The 18818-nt window shown below is 68.7% G+C and carries 16 protein-coding genes; 10 read left to right on the forward strand and 6 right to left on the reverse strand.

The window, feature by feature from the left end; translation table 11 throughout:
* Window positions 1–14: 14 nt before the first annotated feature.
* The 3 genes from ACIHAO_RS15205 to ACIHAO_RS15215 all read right to left on the reverse strand — a co-directional run bounded on the left by ACIHAO_RS15205 (window position 15) and on the right by ACIHAO_RS15215 (window position 4275).
* Entirely contained in the window at window positions 15–2006 is a 1992-nt protein-coding gene (locus ACIHAO_RS15205) for an SDR family oxidoreductase (RefSeq protein ID WP_396558117.1), read from the reverse strand.
* A gap of 99 nt (window positions 2007–2105) precedes the next feature.
* Entirely contained in the window at window positions 2106–2795 is a 690-nt protein-coding gene (locus ACIHAO_RS15210; RefSeq protein WP_396558119.1) for a class F sortase, read from the reverse strand.
* Window positions 2796–2805: 10 nt separating this feature from the next.
* Window positions 2806–4275 (reverse strand): SpaA isopeptide-forming pilin-related protein, encoded by a 1470-nt coding sequence (locus ACIHAO_RS15215; RefSeq protein ID WP_396558121.1) that lies wholly within the window; start codon window positions 4273–4275, stop codon window positions 2806–2808.
* Between the two features lie 315 nt (window positions 4276–4590).
* On the opposite strand from ACIHAO_RS15215, the gene ACIHAO_RS15220 reads away from it, so the two are divergent.
* From ACIHAO_RS15220 to ACIHAO_RS15240, 5 genes are all read left to right on the forward strand, one after another.
* On the forward strand, window positions 4591–5430 hold the full coding sequence (locus ACIHAO_RS15220; RefSeq protein ID WP_125791854.1) for a Bax inhibitor-1/YccA family protein: 840 nt from the start codon (window positions 4591–4593) through the stop codon (window positions 5428–5430).
* Between the two features lie 74 nt (window positions 5431–5504).
* A complete protein-coding gene (locus ACIHAO_RS15225; protein ID WP_396558123.1) occupies window positions 5505–6017 on the forward strand; it encodes a hypothetical protein in 513 nt (170 codons plus the stop codon).
* A 145-nt stretch (window positions 6018–6162) separates the two neighbouring features.
* Window positions 6163–6711: a hypothetical protein gene (locus ACIHAO_RS15230; protein ID WP_396558125.1), complete on the forward strand. Its 549-nt coding sequence runs from the start codon at window positions 6163–6165 to the stop codon at window positions 6709–6711.
* Between the two features lie 211 nt (window positions 6712–6922).
* Window positions 6923–8191 carry a YeeE/YedE family protein gene (locus tag ACIHAO_RS15235; RefSeq protein WP_396558127.1) on the forward strand — a complete coding sequence of 423 codons (1269 nt, stop codon included), beginning with the start codon at window positions 6923–6925 and terminating at the stop codon, window positions 8189–8191.
* Between the two features lie 224 nt (window positions 8192–8415).
* The gene (locus ACIHAO_RS15240) at window positions 8416–9948 is read left to right on the forward strand and encodes a DHA2 family efflux MFS transporter permease subunit (RefSeq protein WP_396558129.1); all 1533 of its coding nucleotides are present in this window, start codon (window positions 8416–8418) and stop codon (window positions 9946–9948) included.
* A gap of 115 nt (window positions 9949–10063) precedes the next feature.
* Here ACIHAO_RS15240 and ACIHAO_RS15245 read toward each other — a convergent pair whose 3' ends face one another.
* Window positions 10064–11284 carry an acetyl-CoA C-acetyltransferase gene (locus tag ACIHAO_RS15245; protein WP_396558131.1) on the reverse strand — a complete coding sequence of 407 codons (1221 nt, stop codon included), beginning with the start codon at window positions 11282–11284 and terminating at the stop codon, window positions 10064–10066.
* A gap of 179 nt (window positions 11285–11463) precedes the next feature.
* Here ACIHAO_RS15245 and ACIHAO_RS15250 point away from each other — a divergent pair, with 179 nt between their 5' ends.
* The 5 genes from ACIHAO_RS15250 to ACIHAO_RS15270 all read left to right on the forward strand — a co-directional run bounded on the left by ACIHAO_RS15250 (window position 11464) and on the right by ACIHAO_RS15270 (window position 17039).
* Window positions 11464–12834, forward strand: coding sequence for a cystathionine beta-synthase (locus ACIHAO_RS15250; RefSeq protein WP_396558133.1), 1371 nt, complete (start codon window positions 11464–11466; stop codon window positions 12832–12834).
* A gap of 233 nt (window positions 12835–13067) precedes the next feature.
* Complete coding sequence (locus ACIHAO_RS15255; RefSeq protein WP_396558135.1) at window positions 13068–14489, forward strand: hypothetical protein; 1422 nt, start codon at window positions 13068–13070, stop codon at window positions 14487–14489.
* A gap of 143 nt (window positions 14490–14632) precedes the next feature.
* Window positions 14633–15193, forward strand: a complete 561-nt coding sequence (locus tag ACIHAO_RS15260; protein ID WP_396558137.1) for a hypothetical protein — start codon at window positions 14633–14635, stop codon at window positions 15191–15193.
* 46 nt (window positions 15194–15239) lie between these two features.
* Window positions 15240–15830, forward strand: coding sequence for a hypothetical protein (locus tag ACIHAO_RS15265; protein WP_396558139.1), 591 nt, complete (start codon window positions 15240–15242; stop codon window positions 15828–15830).
* Between the two features lie 51 nt (window positions 15831–15881).
* Entirely contained in the window at window positions 15882–17039 is a 1158-nt protein-coding gene (locus ACIHAO_RS15270) for a cystathionine gamma-synthase (RefSeq protein ID WP_396558141.1), read from the forward strand.
* A 509-nt stretch (window positions 17040–17548) separates the two neighbouring features.
* Here the strand turns inward: ACIHAO_RS15270 and ACIHAO_RS15275 are convergent.
* Both ACIHAO_RS15275 and ACIHAO_RS15280 read right to left on the reverse strand, forming a co-directional pair.
* A complete protein-coding gene (locus ACIHAO_RS15275) occupies window positions 17549–17827 on the reverse strand; it encodes a hypothetical protein (RefSeq protein WP_396558143.1) in 279 nt (92 codons plus the stop codon).
* A gap of 119 nt (window positions 17828–17946) precedes the next feature.
* Window positions 17947–18813 (reverse strand): ferredoxin, encoded by an 867-nt coding sequence (locus ACIHAO_RS15280; protein WP_396558145.1) that lies wholly within the window; start codon window positions 18811–18813, stop codon window positions 17947–17949.
* Between the last annotated feature and the right edge of the window lie 5 nt (window positions 18814–18818).

The following is an 18818-nucleotide window of genomic DNA, read 5'->3' on the forward strand; positions in this document are numbered from 1 at the left end:
CCGTGTGCGCAGTGTCACCAATGGAAGCCGCGGCTGAGCCGGGCGAGCGCCATCGCCGCACGGGACAGATGCTGCTCGCCCTTCCCGATTTTGAGACCGCCCTCGCCGCCCGCGGCCGCGGAGTCCGGGAACACGCGGAATCCTTGGTAGGCCACGGCATCCGTCAGCCCCGGCGTGAGCGTGTACGCGAGCCCGATCGCTTGTCCGGCAGGCGTGCCGATGTGCTTCGGGCGTTCCTTCAGCGCCTTCATCACCATGTCCGCGGCCTGATCCGGGGATTTGGTCGGAAACGCGTCATAGATCTTCGTCGGCCGGATCATCGGCGTGCGCACGAGTGGCATGTGGATGGTCGTGAAGGTGATTCCGTCACCGTGGGTCTCGGTTGCGGCGATCCGCGAGAAATAGTCCAAAGCGGCCTTCGAAGCCGCGTATGCCGAAAAGCGCGGCGCGATTCCCTGCACACCGATCGACGACACGTTGACGATATGCCCGAATTTCCGCTCGGACATATGCGGCAGGACCGCGAGGATCAGCCGCACCGCGCCGAAGTAGTTGATCGCCATCGCGCGTTCGTAGTCGTGGAACCGGTCGTACGAGAGTTTGATCGATCGCCGGATCGACCGGCCGGCGTTGTTCACGAGCATGTCGACCCGGCCGTGCTCGGCGAGCATCGCGTCGACGGCCTTGTGCACCGATTCCTCGTCGGTCAGGTCGGCCGGGTACACCGACGCCGTGCCGCCGGCGGCGATGATCTCGTCCCGCACTTCTTCGAGTTCGTGACGGCGCCGCGCCACGAGCAGCGGCACGCCGCCCGCGGCCGCGACCTTGATCGCGGTCGCCCGGCCGATGCCGGAGGACGCGCCGGTGATGATCACGCGGCGGCCGTCCAGTTCACCGCGCGGGCCGTGCTTGCGGGCGCGGAACGGGTCGAGGTGCTCACGCCAGTAGCGCCACAGCGTGGGCGCGTAGTCCTCGATCCGGGGCACCTCGACGCCCGAGCCGATGAGCGCCTTGCGCGTCGACGCCGACGAGAACACCGACGGGAACGCCATGGTCTCCAGCAGCACCGGCGGGATGCCGAGCCGTTCCATCACGGCGTCGCGCGCGATCGTGAAGCCGGGGATGTGCTCGCTCAGTTTCACCAGGTTGACGATGCCCTTGGACAAGCGGTCGTTGAGCTGCACGGAGATCGTCGGCGCGCCCGCCGCCTTCGCGAAGGCGTTGTAGACCGAGACGACCGGCTGGGGTTCCGGGTTGACCAGGTGGAACGCGCGCCCGTCGAGCCCCTTCGTGGTGACCAGGGCGTTCAGCGATTCGGCGACGTAGTCGACCGGGACGACGTTGGTGTCGCCGAGGTCGGGGCCGACGATCGGCACGTCGGGCAGCCCGGCGAGCCTGCTGATCGCGGGGAACAGGTAGTACGGGCCGTCGATCTTGTCCATCTCGCCGGTCTCGGAGTCCCCGACGACGACCGCGGGCCGGTACACCCGCCACGGCACGTCCTGCTGTTCGCGCACGAGGCGTTCCGCCTCGAACTTCGTGCGGTGGTACGGCGTGAGCAGCCGCTGGCCGACGTCGAACATCTCTTCGGTGAACATGCCCTCGTGGTCACCGGCGACGGCGACCGAGGACACGTGGTGCAGGCAGCCCGCGTTCAGTCCGGCGGCGAGCGCGATCACCTGCGCGGTGCCTTCGACGTTGGCCTTGATGCTGGCTTCGTCGTCGGCGGTGAGGTCGTAGAGGGCGGCGAGGTGGACGACGTGATCGACACCGCGGAGCATCTCTCGGTCGTCTTCACCGACGCCGAGCAGTGGCTCGCCGAGGTCACCGGTGACGAGGGTGACACGTTCGGGATGCGGCCAGGCGTTCACGAGCTTCGCGAGTTTGTCCCGTGAGGACGCGCGGACGACGAGCGCGACCTTCTCGACGTCCTGCCTGGTGAGCAGCAGCCGGGTGAAGTGGCGCCCGATCAGTCCGGTCGCCCCGGTCACCAGAAAAGTCGCCATGTGCTTCACCCTTCACCGTGCTCGCCCGCGTCCACCGGCATTGTGCTGCATGAAGACGGCGAGGACCACCATGGCGCCGGTGAAGTTACTCACGGGTAACTACGCCGGGTCGGCGATGACGACCCTGTTCTCGGCGTAGCCGGTCTCCCCGCCGACCCAGCGGCCGCCGCAGGTCACGAGGACTATCCGATGTGGACCGGACTGGCCGAACAGCTCGTCCGCCCGCTGCGGCAGTTCGTTCTTCTTCAGCGTGATCAGCTGGGAAACCTTGTACCGCCAAGACTTCCCGGCCTTGTCGACCACGGTGACGGCGCCGCCGATCCGTTCGGTCCACAGCTCCGCGAACGGGCCCGTCGCGCCCTTCCAGTTCACGTGCCCGGCGAACACGCTCGCGCCGGTGGCCGCGCTCAGTTCGGCGCCCCACCAGGTCACCTCGCCGAGGTTCTCCGGCACCGGAAGCTCCGCGCCCGGTCCGAGTTCCTTGCGCACGAGTTTCGCCGCGCCACCGGCGGGCAGCTGGATCGTCCCCGGACCCTGGGGTTTCGGAGCCTCGGGTGGTTTCGAAGACGACGGCGGGGGAGCGGCCGTCGGCGTCGTGGGAACGATGTCCGGTGGAGGCGGCAGCTCCTGCTGCGCGGGCGCGGCCGGGGCGCCGCCGGCGACGGCGACGGAAGCGGGCTGAGCCGTCCCCGCCACCACGGTCGTCGGCGGCCAGATGATCAAGGCCGCGACGAGGTCCGCGCACAGGACCGTGACGGCTCCCAGCGCGAACCCGCGTCGTACTGACATTCCCGAATCCTTAGCGTCGCGAAGACCGCCGCGCGGCCACGCCCACCAGCACCGAACCGAGCAGCGCGAGCGCGCCGACACCGAGGATCCCGGCGGTCGACGCCGAATTCTCGACGGTGCCCTGCATCATCGCCACCGGCCGGTCGCCGGCGGGAATGGTGCGCGGTACCTCGTTGGGCGTGTTGGCGACCTTGAGCGCCAGCGTCTCACCCGGCTTGAGCTCACCGCAGGCGGACGGCGGATTCTTCGGGTCGAACGCGTTGGTGTAGCCCGGCGGCGCGCTGACCTCGACCACGCAGATCTCCTGCGGGGCCCGCAGGTTCTCCACGGTGACCGTGCCGGTCTCGCCCTCGGTGGTGACGACGGCGGGTTTGCCGTCGGCGCCGTTGAGCGGCTTGCCGTCGTGGCCGGCGGCGGCGCTGGCCTTGTCCTTGGCGGTGATCCGCAGCGCGGCGCCGGCGATGCCCTTGCCGGTCTTCGCGTCGACCTTGGTCACCTGGACCTTGCCCGGCTTCGAGACGACCGCGACACCCTGGGCCTTCAGTTCCTTCTCGCCGCCGGTCGACACGACCTTCTGCACGCCGGTCTCGACGGGGAACTGCACGTACGGCCGGTCCGCGGGGGCGGACAGCGAGCTCGACAGCTTCGGCTGGTCACCGGTCGGCGTCACCTTGACCGTGACGGTGCCGTCCTCGCCGGTCTTCACCGTGGTGGCCTTCCCAGCCTTCGCGTTCGAGGTCGACGCTGGCTTGGTGCTCTCGCCGCTGTCGACGGTCGCGTTCGACGGCGTGAGCTGCACCGGCACGCCGGAGACACCCTTGCCCTTGGCGTTCTTGACGCTGATCGTCCACTCGCCCGCGGTGCCGATGTGCTGGTCTTCCTTCGGCGGCGCGATCGCGGTGGTCCACGGGCCGCGGTTCGCCTCGGCGTCCTTGGTCAGCTTCTCGACGGCCGCTGCGGCGTCGGAGTGCTGCGCTTTCAGCTTGTCGAGGTGGGTCTGGACGTCGTAGCCGATCTTCTCCGGAGGAAGGGTCGGCTTGAGGTCGTCCGCGGTACGCGGCTTCGACGTGTAGGAGTGCAGAAGGTGCGCGAGCGCGGCGGCCTCGGCGTTGTCCTTCGTGCCGCCGTAGCGGAGCAGCAGGTAGGAGATGTTGGCGGCGGTGTCCTCGGGGAGCTTCGCGCCCCACTTGTCGAGGAGTTCGTCACCGGGCTTGTACTTCTCGTTCGTGTCCGGCGCCTTCAACTGGAAGGAGACGCAGAACACGTGCTTCCTGTCGACGACGTAGGAACCGAGCCAGTCGCGGTCTCTGGACTCGCCGTTGACCGTCTGGCCGGGCGTGACCTGATAGCCGACGCCTTCTTCCTTGGCGGCCGAGGCCGGTGTCGCCGCGACGGTGGCGGACAAAGCGCCGAGCAGGCACGTCGCGATCAGGCTGGTCAAGGCGCGCGAACGCACGCTCGGGCGTGTGGTCCACCCCATGGTGTGTTGACTCCTTTGGCCGTGCGCTGCCTTCAACGCCTTTACGTCGACGCAGGTCACACGATCGATAGGTTCCCCGACACGCCTTCGGTGTTTATCCGAACACGCACCGTGGAGAATCGCGTGTGATCAGCGGTTTTGGCAAGAGGTCATCAGGTGGGGTATCGGTGAACGGTCGGTGATCTCCGCCGCATACGGTGTGGGGGATGGGCGTCGCGCCGATTGTGAGTAAAGTCGTCTTTACTTCGACGGGAACCGGGCGGCCCACGCGGTCGTTGAACCCGATGCAGGTGCCAGTAGATCCAGGAGGATCAGGTGCGATCCAGTAGCAACCCGGCGTTCCGGAACCTGCCGCGTGGCGCGGCGGAGTACGGACCCAACGTAGGCTTCAACCAACCCCAGGGCGGCGTGCCCGGCTACGGTCCTCCGCAGACCTCCGCCGGCGCCGGCGACCGTCCGATGACCGTCGACGACGTCGTCATCAAGACGGCGCTGAGCCTCGGCACCGCGCTGGTGACCGGTGTGCTCACCGCGATCTGGGCGATCAGCCAGATCCCGCTGTCGGGGTCCGGCAAGATCCTGGGCATCCCCAGCGCCGTGATCGGCGTGCTCGTCGGCTCGATGATCGTCGGCCTCGTGATTTCGCTGGTGATCATCTTCAAGAAGATGCCGAGCGGCCCGCTCACGCTGGCCTACTCGGCCGTCGAGGGTGTCTTCCTCGGTGCGATCAGCGGTCTGTTCGAAGCGCTGTACCCCGGTATCGCGCTGCAGGCGATCGTCGGCACCGCCGGTGTCTTCCTCGCGATGCTGGTCGTCTACAAGACGGGTGCCGTCAAGGTCACCCCGAAGTTGACGAAGTGGATCATCGGCGCCGTGGTCGGCGTGGCGATCATGATGCTGGTCAACCTCGTCACCAGCCTCTTCTTCGGTTTCAATCCGCTGCGTGACGGCGGTCCGATCGCGATCATCTTCAGCCTCGTGGTGATCGGTGTCGCGGCGTTCAGCTTCCTGCTCGACTTCGACCAGGCCGACCGGATGATCCGCGAAGGCACGCCCTCGAAGTGGTCCTGGTACGTCGCCTTCGGCCTGATGACCACGCTGGTCTGGCTGTACCTCGAGATCCTGCGGTTGCTGTCGTACTTCCAAAACGACTGACCGGAGTCTCTCCGCGAAAGGGCGTCCCGAGCGATCGGGGCGCCCTTTTCCGTGGCGGCGAATACCCTGCTGGCATGACCGAACACAGGCGTTCCCCATGGTTCTGGGTTGGCATCCTGGTGCCGGTCGCGATCGTGGTGCTCAGCGCGTCTTCGTGGATCATCGGCCATCTCGCCGACACGGACGACGTCCAGGCGGGCGGCTGCTACGCGGTCACCAGGTTCGGCGACGTCGACGACGATCCGGTCAAGGCGGACTGCGGCTCGGCCCAGGCCAACGCGAAGGCGGGAGCGAAGACCGACGCCGGTGGCGCGTGCCCGGCGGGCGAGTACGACCAGCTCACTGTCGACAAGACGTTCGCCTCGTACAAGCTCTGCATGATGCTCAACGCGAAGCAGGGCGACTGCCTCGAGAACTTCCTCGCCGACAGCGTGGCGTATCAGAAGGTCCCCTGCTCGGACCCCGCGCGGGACGCGGAGGTCCTGAAGGTGGTCGACGGTGTCGCGACCTGTGACGACACGGAAGCGACGCATCTCAAGAGCTACTCGACTCCGCCTTCGACGGTCTGTGTGAAGAGCACCAAATAGCGGCCTCAGCCAGTGGCTTTCACCCGTTTGGGGGGCCGCTTCCAGGGGTCGAACACGGTGAGTGTTGGATACCGAGGTTCTCATTTCCTCTTCACAACTGTGAGGTTTCTCGGTGACCACTTCCCAGCCGGCCCCTGGGGGCCAAATGCCGGTGGGACAGCCCGACGCTTTCGGACAGCCGGAAGCGCCCAAAAAATCCAAGCTCCGCTGGCTGCGTTTCGCCATCCCGGTGCTCGTCGTCGTGATCGGCGGCGGTCTCTTCCTGGTCAACCACTTCACCGGCACGGGCAACGCCCAGGCCGGTGAATGCCTCAGCGTGACCGAGTTCTCCCGGACGGCCGACGAGCCGAAGAAGGCCGATTGCGGCGCGCAGGAGGCCAACGTCAAGATCGCCGCCCGCGTGGGCGGCGACGAGGCATGCCCGGAGGGCGACTACGACAGCATCTCGATGTCCGGCCGGATCTCGTACAAGCTGTGCCTGATGGCCAACGCCAAGCAGGGCGACTGCCTCAAGGGCTACATGTCGAAGACGGCCGGCTATCAGAAGGTGGCCTGCACCGATCCCGCCAAGGACGCGGAATTGGTGAAGATCGCCAACGTCGCTGATCAGGCGTCGTGTGAGGGCACCGAAGCGACGCGAGTGGCGGTGTACTCGACACCGCCGACCACGGTCTGCATCAAGACGGCGCCGTAACCACAAGCACGTGAAGGCCCCTTCCCCCGGCTCAGCCCGGGGAATGGGGCCTTCGCGCGTTCCGGCGGAGCAAGGGACCTTTGGTATCGCCGCCGCCATCCGGCCCCGCGCGCGCCGCCATTCGTCGCACAGTGTGGGACGGGCTGCGACCGGGCGGTCACCGGTCCTAACGTTGCTCGTCCCCCACCCCGCCGATCGACCTGGAGTCCTGGTGGCGACGACAGAAACCCAAGCCGGTGAGAAGAAGCTCCTCGACTTCCCGACCTCCTGCGCCGCCCCGGTCCCGCGACCGGAGGAGCCGGTCAAGATCGTGCCGCTGGCGGTCGCGGGTGCCCTCGCGGCCGGACTGACCTGGTACGTCTGGGCGGCGCACGGGGCGAAGTTCGGTGTCCTGCTGATCCTCGGCCTCCTGCTCGGGCTCGCGCTGTTCCACTCCCGGTTCGGTTTCACCTCGGCCTGGCGCCAGCTGATCGCGGTCGGGAACGGCCAGGGGCTGCGGGCGCACACGCTGCTGCTCGGGACGGCCGCGACGTTGATCGCGCTGATCGTGGGCACCGGGTCCGGCCTCTTCGGCAGCACGCCGAACCCGACCGCGGGCGGGCTGGGGCTCGCGCTGTTCGTCGGCGCGACGATCTTCGCCATCGGCATGCAGCTGGGCGGCGCCTGCGCGTCGGGAACGTTGTTCGCGGTCGGTTCCGGCCAGTCGACGATCGTCCTGACCCTCGGCGGCTTCATCACCGGCTCCGTCCTCTACACGTGGGCGTATCCGCTGCTTTCGGGCTGGCCCGAGTTCAAGGGCGTCCTACTCGCCGACCACGTCGGCTGGTTCGGTTCGTGGGTGATCACCGTCGCCGTCCTCGCCGCGATCGTGCTGGGGACGCGGTTCGTGCAGAAGCGCCGCAACCCGCCGCCGGTCGACGTCGTCCCGACCGCGCGTGGTTTCGCCCGGATCTACCGCGGTTCCTGGCCGATCCTCGTCGGCGCCGTCGTACTCGGGGTGCTGGCGGGCGCCGTCTTCCTGGTGTCCGGCGGGATCTGGGGTGTGACGAGCGCGTTCAGCCTGTGGGGCGCCAAGATCCTGCAGGTGTTCGGGCTGCACCCGGAGACCTGGGAATTCTGGCGGCTCAAGGCGAACGCGGCTTCGCTGGCCGGGCCGATCTGGAAGGACAAGAACAGCCTCACCGACATCGGCATCATGATCGGCGCGGGGGTCGCGGCCGCGGCGGCGGGCGCGTGGAAGATCCACAGCTCGATCCCGTGGCGGACCGCCGTCGCCGCGGTGCTCGGCGGGATCCTGATGGGCGTCGGCGCGCGGATGGCTGGCGGCTGCAACATCGGCGCGTACCTCGGCGGTATCTCGGTCGGCAGCCTGCATGGCTGGCTGTGGGGTGTCTTCGCGCTCGGCGGCACCTGGATCGGGCTCAAGCTGCGGCCGCTGTTCGGACTGGGCAACCCGGCTCCGACGGACAGCGTCTGCTGATCACTCTTCGTGATAACCCGTATGCGGGCCTGCCCTTTAGGCCCGCATACGGGGAAAAAGTTGGCAGGTAAAACCCGTGTTCGGCTACGCTCGGCTACATGTCCGAGCTTGCGCCTTAAGGCACAAGCTCGACTGGGGAAGGCTCGGCCTGGTGCCGGGCGTCGATTCCGTAGTCGCGACCACGGGGGTCGTCGCGTCCACTCAGTAACAGGGACGGACTTTTCATGTCAACGCAAAGCCCGGCCGCACCGGGCGGCGACAAACTCGACGCCGGCGTGCTCAAGGTCGCCGGCGTCGTCATCCTCGGCGCGATCATGGCGATCCTCGACACGACGGTCGTCAACGTCGCGCTCCAGAAACTGACCATCGAGTTCCAGACCTCGTTCGACACCATCCAGTGGATCGCGACCGGCTACATGCTGGCGCTGGCGACGGTCATCCCGGTCACCGGCTGGGCCTCGGACCGGTTCGGCACCAAACGGCTCTACCTGACCGCGATCGGGCTGTTCCTGATCGGCTCGATGCTCGCCGGCATGGCCTGGGACGTCGAATCGCTGATCATCTTCCGGGTCCTGCAGGGCTTCGGCGGCGGCATGCTGATGCCCGCCGGCATGACGATCCTGACCAGGGCCGCGGGGCCGCACCGGATCGGGCGCGTGATGGGCGTGCTCGGCGTGCCGATGCTGCTCGGCCCGATCGGCGGCCCGATCCTGGGCGGCTGGCTGGTCGACGCGGTGAGCTGGCGTTGGATCTTCTACATCAACGTGCCGATCGGCCTCGTCACCATGGTGCTGGCCTGGCGTGTGCTGCCGAAGGACCGGCCGGAGCCCAGTGAGCGCTTCGACTTCCTCGGCATGCTGATGGTGTCGCCGGGGCTGGCGGCGCTGATCTTCGGTGTTTCGAACATCCCGTCGGCAGGCGGGATCGGCGCGGTGGAAGTCTGGCTGCCCGCGCTGGCCGGGGTCGCGCTGCTGGTGGCGTTCGTGTTCCGGGCGAACCGGGTCACGAACCCGCTGCTCGATCTGAAGCTGTTCAAGAACCGGTCGTTCTCCGTCGCCATGGTGACGATGACCTTCTTCTGCGTCGCGTTCTTCGGCGCGATGCTGTTGCTGCCCACGTATTTCGTGCTGGCGCGCGGTGAGTCGGCGATGAACGCCGGTCTGCTGCTCGCCCCGCAGGGGGTCGGCGCGATGCTGACGATGCCGATCGCGGGCAGGCTCGCGGACAAGATCGGCGCGCGGCAGATCGTGCTGCCCGGTCTCGTGCTGATGCTCGCCGGGTTGATCGCCTTCACCCAGGTCACCGCGGCGACGCCGTACTGGCTGCTGCTTTCGGCGCTGTTCGTGATGGGGCTCGGCATGGGCGCGACGATGATGCCGATCACCTCGGCCGCGTTGCAGACGCTCAAGCCGCAGGACATGGCGAAGGCGTCGACGGCGACGAACATCCTGCAGCAGACCGCGGGCGCGATCGGGGCGGCGGTGCTGTCGATCATCCTGGCGGCGTTGCTCGCCGGGAAGTTCGGCGTGCCGACCGCACAGGGACAGCTGGCCGCGACGGCCGCGGTGATGAACCCGGCGACGCACGAAGCGGCTTCGGGGCTGACCGCCGACGCGTTCTCGACGACGTTCCTGTGGTCGTTGATCCTGCTCGCGCTGTGCCTGATCCCGGCGGCGTTCCTGCCGAAGACCAAGCCCGCCCTGCCGGAGGGCGCGGACGGAGAGGTCGCCGCCGCCCCGCCGATCATGACCCACTGATCATGATCCGCTAGGCCCGGCCCGAAAGGGAGCAAGGGACCTTTGCTATCGCTTCTCTCGACGTCGAGACAACCGGTAGCAAAGGTCCCTTGCTCCCTTTTCGCAGGTCAGAAGGTCAGGAGAGGCGCTCCAGGACCATCGCCATGCCCTGGCCGCCGCCGACGCACATCGTCTCGAGGCCGAACTGCTTGTCGTGGTGGCGCAGCGAGTTGATCAGCGTCGAGGTGATCCGTGCGCCGGTCATGCCGAACGGGTGGCCCACGGCGATCGCGCCGCCGTTGACGTTCAGCTTGTCGAGGTCGATGCCGAGGTCCTTGTAGGACGGGATGACCTGCGCGGCGAACGCCTCGTTGATCTCGACGAGGTCGATGTCGTCGATGGACATCCCGGCGCGGGCGAGTGCCCGCTTCGACGCCTCGACGGGGCCGTAGCCCATGATCTCCGGCGACAGCCCGGAAACACCGGTGGAGACGACGCGCGCGAGCGGCGTCAGGCCGAGCTCCTTGGCCTTGGTGTCGGACATGATGATCACGGCGGCGGCGCCGTCGTTGAGCGCGCAGCAGTTGCCCGCGGTGATCCGGCCGTCGGGGCGGAAGACCGGCTTGAGGCCGGAGACGCCTTCGAGGGTGACGCCGGCGCGAGGGCCGTCGTCCTTCGAAACCACGGTGCCGTCGGGCAGGGTGACCGGGGTGATGTCGTTGGCCCAGAAGCCGTCCGCGATGGCCTTCTCGGCGAGGTTCTGCGAGCGGACGCCGAACTCGTCCATCTCTTCACGCGAGACGTTCTTCAGCCGCGCGAGGTTTTCCGCGGTCTGACCCATCGCGATGTAGACGTCGGGCAGGGCGCCGTTCTCGCGCGGGTCGGTCCAGCTGTCGGCGCCTTCGGCCGCGACCTGCGCGGTGCGGGCTTCGGCGTCGGCGAAGAGCGGGTTGTGCGTGTTCGGCCAGGAGTCCGAGCTGCCGTTGGCGAAGCGGGACACGGTCTCGACGCCGGCGGAGATGAACACATCGCCCTCGCCCGCCTTGATCGCGTGCAGCGCCATGCGGGTGGTCTGGAGGCTGGAGGAGCAGTACCGGGTGATCGTGCAGCCGGGAAGGTGGTCGTAGCCGAGTTCGACGGCGACCGCGCGGCCCATGTTGAAGCCCTGCTCGCCGCCGGGGAGACCACAGCCCAGCATGAGGTCTTCGATCTGCGCCGGGTCGAGTTCGGGGACCTTGTCGAGCGCGGCGCGGACCATCTGCGCGGTGAGGTCGTCCGGGCGGATGCTCACCAGCGATCCCTTGCCGGCGCGGCCGATCGGGGATCGGGCGGTGGAGACGATGACGGCTTCGGGCATGGAACGACACTCCCTTGTTCTCGATCCAGACGCGCTAAGCGGTTGCTCACCTCGCATCCTCCACCGGAGGGAGGTGCGGGTCAAAGACGAACGCGACCCACGCCACTCTTTTACTCTGCGGTCTTCACCCCGCCCGGTTGAGTGGACACAGCACGACCTGCGGCGTTTAGGCTGTCGGAGTGGATTACGTCGAGCACATCGTGGACCTCGTGGGCAACACCCCTCTGGTCAAGCTGAACGCACTGGCCGAGGGGCTGCAACCGCTCATCCTGGCCAAGGTCGAGTACGTCAACCCCGGCGGCAGCGTCAAGGACCGCATCGCGCTGCGGATGATCGAAGCCGCGGAGCGTTCGGGCGCGCTGAAGCCCGGTGGCACCATCGTCGAGCCGACCTCCGGCAACACCGGCGTCGGGCTGGCCATGGTGGCGCAGCGCAAGGGGTACAAGTGCGTGTTCGTCTGCCCGGACAAGGTCAGCGAGGACAAGCGCAACGTGCTCAAGGCCTACGGCGCCCGCGTCGTCGTCTGCCCGACAGCGGTGGCGCCGGAGCACCCGGACTCCTACTACAACGTTTCCGATCGCCTCGTCCGCGAGATCGAGGGCGCCTGGAAGCCGAACCAGTACGCCAACCCGGAGAACCCCGCCAGCCACTACCACTCGACCGGCCCGGAGCTCTGGCGCCAGACCGAAGGCAAGATCACGCACTTCGTCGCGGGCGTCGGCACGGGCGGCACGATCTCGGGCACCGGCAAGTACCTCAAGGAGGTCAGCGACGGCCGCGTCCAGGTCATCGGCGCGGACCCCGAAGGCTCGGTGTACTCCGGCGGGACCGGGCGGCCGTACCTCGTCGAGGGCGTCGGTGAGGACTTCTGGCCGGACACCTACGACCGGGACATCGCCGACCGGATCATCGCGGTCTCGGACGCGAACTCCTTCGACGTCACCCGCCGCCTCGCGCTCGAAGAGGGACTGCTCGTCGGCGGCTCGTGCGGGATGGCCGTCGCCGCCGCGCTCAAGCTCGCCGAGGGCCTCGGCCCGGACGACGTCGTCGTCGTGCTCTTGCCCGACGGCGGCCGCGGCTACCTCACCAAGGTGTTCAACGACGACTGGATGTCCTCCTACGGTTTCCTCCCGCCGGACTCCAGCGGCGCCACCGTCGGCGACGTCCTGATGAAGAAGAGCGGCTCGCTGCCCAGCCTCGTGCACAGCCACCCGAACGAGACCGTCGCCGAAGCGGTGGCGATCCTGTCCGAGTTCGGCGTCAGCCAGATGCCCGTGGTCAGCGCGGAGCCCCCGGTCATGGCGGCCGAGGTCGTCGGCGCGGTCAACGAACGCGACCTGCTCGAAGCGCTCTTCACCGGCAAGGCCCAACTGGCCGACCGGCTCGAGCAGCACATGTCGCCGCCGCTGCCGACCATCGGCGCCGGTGAACAGGTCAGCGTGGCGATGAACGCGCTCTCGGGCGCGGACGGCGCGCTGGTGCTGGTCGACGGCAAGCCGGCGGGGGTCGTCACCCGGCACGACCTGCTCGCGTTTCTCGCGGGACGGTAAAGAGGCATTTCATCGGATGGCCGGGCCGGGGCGTTACGAGCGGCCCACCCGGCTATCCGATAGCGTGTCGGGTGAGTTGAACTTTTATGTCCTCGTCAAGGGGGTTCAAGACCCAAATGAGTGCTCCGCAGCCACCGAATCAGCCTTGGGGTGGCGCCCAGCCACCGCAGGGACCCCCGAGTGGCCCCCAGCCGCAGCAAGACAACCCGTTCGGTTCCCCGGAACCGACTCAGGTGGTCCAGCCCGGCCAGCCGCCCCAGCCCGACTACGGGCAACAGCAGTACGGGCAGCAGCCCTCCTATGAGCAGCCCCAGGGCGGCGGGTTCGGCGACACGCCGGAGCCCACACAGGTCGTGCAGCCGGTCCAGCCCGGTTCCGGCGACGCGAACGCGACCCAGGTCGTGCAGCCGGTGAGCGGCGGTGGGGAATCCCCGACCGCCGAGTCCACCCAGCTCGTGCCGCCCGGCTCGCAGCCGCCCGCCATCCCGTACGCCCCGCCGCCGAGCGCGGCCGACAACCCGGCCGCCGGTGCCTACGGCGCCCAGGGTGGCGGTTTCGGTCAGCAGCAGGGCTTCGGCGGGCCCCAGCAGGGCGGGTTCGACCCGTCGCAGGGCCAGCAGCAGCCCGGTTACGGCCAGCCGCAGCAGGGCTTCGGCGGACCGCCGCAGGGCGGCTTCGGCCAGCAGCCCGGTTTCGGCGGACCGCCGCAGGGCTACAGCCCCGTCGCCGGTGGTGGTGCCGGCGGTAACCCGCTGTTCGGGTTCATCGCCGGTGGCCTCGTCGGCCTTCTCGGTCTCCTCGGTCTCGTCTTCAGCTTCGTCTACTTCGGTGACGCGAGCGACTTCTCCAAGGGTGTCGACGCCCAGGCCTCCAGGATGAGCGAAGAGGCCATCAACAAGGCCCTGGACCAGTTCGGCCTGGCTTCGCCCGGCACCGTCTGGCTCTACGTGATCCTGCTGCTGGTCGCTTCGATCATCGCGACGGCGGCCGGTGCCGGCCTCGCGCTGGCAGGCAAGCTCCCGGCCTCGCTCAAGAAGATCGTGCCGATCGCGGTCACCGCGGGCGGCGCGCTGCTGCTCCTCTTCGGCATCCTGCTCCTCGGCGCCACGACCGCGTCGGGCGACGGTGTCCCGAGCGGGGTCAGCATCGGGATCGGCCTGCCGCACCTGATCTTCGGCATCCTGATCCTGATCGTGGGTGTGCTGGGCCTGATCCCGGCGACCGCGCAGTTCGTCGGTCTCGGTGGCGGCGGTTCGGTGCTCGGTGCCCCGCAGAGTGGCCAGCCCGGTGGTTTCGGCGGCCCGCCGCAGGGTGGCTTCGGCCAGCCGGGTCAGCCCGGCCAGCCTGGTCAGTACGGCCAGCAGCAGCCGGGTCAATTCGGTCAGCCGCAGCCCGGTCAGTACGGTCAGCCCGGCCAGGCCGGTCCGCCTTCGGGTGGCTTCCCGCAGCAGGGGCAGCCTGGTGGTTTCGGGCAGCCCGGTCAGCAGGGGCCGTCCAGCGGTGGTTTCGGCCAGCCTGGTCAGTCGCCGCAGGGCGGCTTCGGCCAGCCGCAGCAGCCCGGTGGTTTCGGGCAGCAGCCCGGTCAGCAGGGCCCGCCCAGCGGCGGGTTCGGTCAGCCGGGCCAGCAGCCCGGTCAGCCGCCGCAGCAGTGGTGATCCGCCACCGCTGAACGGTTTCGCTCAGGACGCCCCCGGCCCGTCGGCCGGGGGCGTCCCGCGTTTCCGGATTCGCCTGCCGCGGCCAGGTCCGCGGGGCTAGGGTGAGCGCCGTTGACTCACCCCTTGCCGACGGGAGCGACGTGACCGGTCCGTACGGATATCCCGCACAGCAGCCCGGACCGGCAGGTTTCGGCTATCCCGCGCGGCAGGCCCGGCCCTCCGGCGCGACGGCGATCATCGCCGCGGTGCTCGGGCTCCTCGGTGCTCTCGCGTCCGGCTTCATCCCGATCCGCTACTTCATCGGACTCCCGTCGGGCTTCAGCCTCTCGAACCTGCCCGGCTTCGCGCTCGTCGAACTGGTGCTCTACCTGCTCGCCGGGTTGTTCCTGCTGATCGGCGCGCTGACGACGTTCTTCCGTTCGGTGATCGGCGCCGTCCTGCTGATCCTCGGCTCATTGCTCGCCATCGTGGCCGTCGTGCTGGAGCCGATCGCGTTCCGCGTGCCGTACCGGATCCACCTCGACATCCTGTTCCGGTTCGCGTCCTTCGACGCTGTTCTCCGCTTGGCCATGATCGTGTTCGGCCTCCTGGCGCTGCTGCTGGCGATCCTTCCGCCGACGTGGAAGTACCTGCGCCGGCGGCCTGCCCCGGCCCAGCCCTCTCGGCAACAGAATCAGTTTCCCCAGCAAGGCGGCTGGTGAGGCGTCCGGCTGGCAGGATGAGGCGAGGATTCCGACAGGGGGAGAAATGACTTATCAGCAGTACCCGCCGCAGGGCGCCTACCCGCCGCCGGGCATGGCACGGCAGCCGAGCGGTGCCACCGGGATGATCGCCGGGATCCTCGCGATCCTCGGCGGGCTCTGGTTCCTCGCCGGACTCGCGTTCCACGTCATCGAACTCCTCGATTTCGCGGGTTCGGTCCTCATCGGCGGCGCGGTGCTCGACTTCCTTTCCGCGGCCTTGCTCCTGAGCGGCGGGCTCCTGCTGCTCCTGCGCAAGAGCGCCGGGCGAGTGCTCACCGTGATCGGGGCCGGGGCCACGATCCTTTTCGTGGTGTCGATCTTCGTGATGCGGGCGGTCGGCTCACATTTCTTCTTCACGTACAGCGGAGTGACGCTGCGCTTCGGCGCCGGCTGGCTGCTCATCGTGGTGCTGATCCCGGCGATCGCGACCCTCGTGCTGGCGCTGGTCCCGCCGACGGCGCGCTGGCTGGCGGCCAAGAAGCAGCCCGCCCTCGCCGGGCCGCCGCCGAACTTCGGTTATCCGCCCCCGCAGCCCGGCTATCCGCCCGCTCCCGGTGGACCGCGGCAGGGTGGACCACCACCCGGGCAGTGGTGAATTCGGTCCCAGACCATGGGATCTCGAGCGGGTGGTCGTACCCTGGACCGTATGGCCGACGATTACTCTCTGCTGGGCTTCGAGACGCGCGCGATCCACGCCGGGCAGACCCCTGATCCCCGGACCGGCGCGGTCATCGTGCCGATCTATCAGACCTCGACTTACGCGCAGGACGGCGTCGGCGGCACGCGCGAAGGCGACTACGAGTACTCCCGTACCGCGAACCCCACGCGCACCGCGCTGGAGGTCGCGCTCGCGGCGCTCGAAGGCGCCCGGCACGGTCTGGCCTACGCGTCGGGAATGGCGGCCAGTGACGTCCTGCTGCGGGCGACCCTGCGGCCCGGTGACCACCTCGTGCTCGGCAACGACGCGTACGGCGGCACGTTCCGGCTGATCGACAAGGTGCTCAGCCTGTGGGGCGTCGAGCACACGGTCGCCGATCTCGGCAACATCGCCGAGGTCCGCGCCGCGATCCGGCCGGAGACGAAGCTGATCTGGTGCGAGTCGCCGACGAACCCGATGCTGGGGATCGCCGACATCGCCGCGCTGGCCGAGGCCGCGCACGGCGCCGGCGCCCGCTTGGTCGTCGACAACACCTTCGCCACCCCGTACCTGCAGAACCCGCTTTCGCTGGGTGCCGACGTCGTCCTGCACTCGACGACCAAGTACCTCGGCGGACACTCCGACGTCGTCGGCGGCGCGATCCTGACGAACGAGGACGAACTGCGCGAGCAGCTGTTCTATCTGCGCAACGCGGCGGGCGCGGTGCCCGGTCCGTTCGACGCGTGGCTGACCCTGCGCGGGATCAAGACCCTCGCGCTGCGGATGGAGCGGCACAGCGACAACGCCGAACTGATCGCCCGGATGCTGCTGAAGCACCCGAAGGTCGAGCGTGTCTACTACCCGGGCCTTCCGGAGCACCCCGGCCACGAGGTCGCTTCGAAGCAGATGCGGCGCTTCGGCGGGATGATCTCGTTCACCCACATCGACGGCGAGCAGGCCGCGCTCGACGTCGCGGCGAAGACGAAGCTGTTCATCCTCGCCGAGTCGCTGGGCGGGATCGAATCGCTCATCGAGCACCCGGGCAAGATGACGCACGCGAGCACCGCCGGATCCACCCTCGAGGTGCCGGACAACCTGGTGCGCCTCTCCGTCGGCATCGAGGACGGCAGCGACCTGGTCGCCGATCTGGCCAAGGCCCTGGGCTGACCGCCGCCGAGCCCAGGCGATAGCAAGGGACCCTTGCTATCGTTAGCGTACCCACGCTAACCATTGAGCCGAAGGTCAAACGTGGCGCGGGGCCGGTGTCCGCTTCTGCGTACGCGTTCTCCTGGTAGTGAGGGCCTCCTTTCCTACTCTGACGGTAGTGAAGGAGGCCTTCGCTACCGTCGGATGTGGTCCCTGGTGACAGTGGGGCGGTTGTGGCCTCGGCGGCTGGTCGCGAAGTACATGAAGGCCTCCTTCCTTGCGTCTAGCGCAAGGAAGGAGGCCTTCATGTACTTCGGTAAGGCGTGACTCGCGTGCCTGGATGCCGCACACGCGAGTGCGGAGTCTGAAAACGCCAGATCCGGGTCTGAGCACGCGCGTGCGGTGCCGCGTCACCAGCCCACCGTCTCGCCCCTTCACGCCACGTTTGCCTTATCTCTCAATAAGTGACAGCAAAGGTCCCTTGCTTCGTTCGCGCTGGTCAGCGCGGTGTGGTGGGAGGAAGCGCCCGGTTACGGGCGGAAGTTGCTGGGTGCGACGCCGCTCTTCGCGTCCGCCTCGTGCGAAGTGCCCTGAGGCGCGGCAGGCAGCTCGGAGCCGTCGACGCAGCCGCCGACGAGTTCGATGTGGTTGTCGTGCCGGATGTACTGGCCCGGATCCACGCAACCGGCGCGGTCGACCGTGTAGACGGCGGCGCCGGTCAGCAGTGCGGCCGAAGTGAGGGCCAGCACGACCGGCAGCATCCCGGCGGAACGGGTCGCCCGGACCCTGCCGATGTTCCCCCGTGCCATGCGCACTCCCTGGTCGCCTTCGCCGCCATCGTCAAGAGTACCCGGACGGGGAACTTGTCACGTGACGTATCCGTCAGGTGGCATCATCCGGCCGTCCGGGGCCCGCGAACCACGTCGTCCTAAGTGGACGGTTGACCGGTGATGGCGGCGACCGCGAGTTCGCGTTCGGGCTCGCCGACCTCGGGCAGGGTGAACCGCGACGCCCGGATGTGGCCGAGCAGTTCGGGGTCGGGCGCCACGTCGTGCTCGCGCAGGTAGTAGGCGACCGCGCCCGGCCAGTACCAGCGGCCGTCCGTGCGGAAGTTCAAGGGCACCAACGGTTCCCTGTCGGGATCGAAGGCATCGGCTTCGTAAGTCCGCGACGCGAGCACGACCGGGGCGCCGTCGAGGTACTCCAGTACGCGATCCCGTTCGGCGGGGGGCAGCGGCTCGCGGTTCACCACCGGACGCCCGGACTCGTCGAGTCCGTCATAGACCCGCGGCGACTTCAAGTCTTCCGGCGCTTCCGCGGGCGGAGTGGCCACCGGCGGCTCGGCCCGCGGCGCGGCGTCGAGCCCCGCTCGCTGCCGCAGCCACGGCGGGATGTTCTGTTCGGCTCGCGGGAAGAAGCGCAGCTCGTCCTGGAAGCCGATCGACGGCGGCGCCTGCCGCCACGGCGGCTCCACATCCGCGAGGAAGTCCGTACTGAGCACGGTCGCCGAACCGTAGACCAGGATCGCGCTCAGCCAGGTCCCTCGGCCGGGCTGGTACATCCCCGACCGCAGGTTCCCGATCAGCCGCACGGCCTCCGGGTTCGGCGGCACCGGGCGCGGGAGCCCGTCCTGACCGGTGACGAGCAGGTCGGCCTCGACATGCCTGCCCGCCGCCCGGTACTCGACGCGCATCTGCTGCCAGCCGGGCGGCAGCGGCGTGGCGAGGGCATGGCCGATCTGCCAGACGAGCTGCTGTTGCTGCTGCTGGTTCAACGGTTGTTGTGGTCGGCTCATCTGCC

Source organism: Amycolatopsis sp. NPDC052450 (assembly GCF_044547565.1).
Lineage (GTDB): Bacteria > Actinomycetota > Actinomycetes > Mycobacteriales > Pseudonocardiaceae > Amycolatopsis.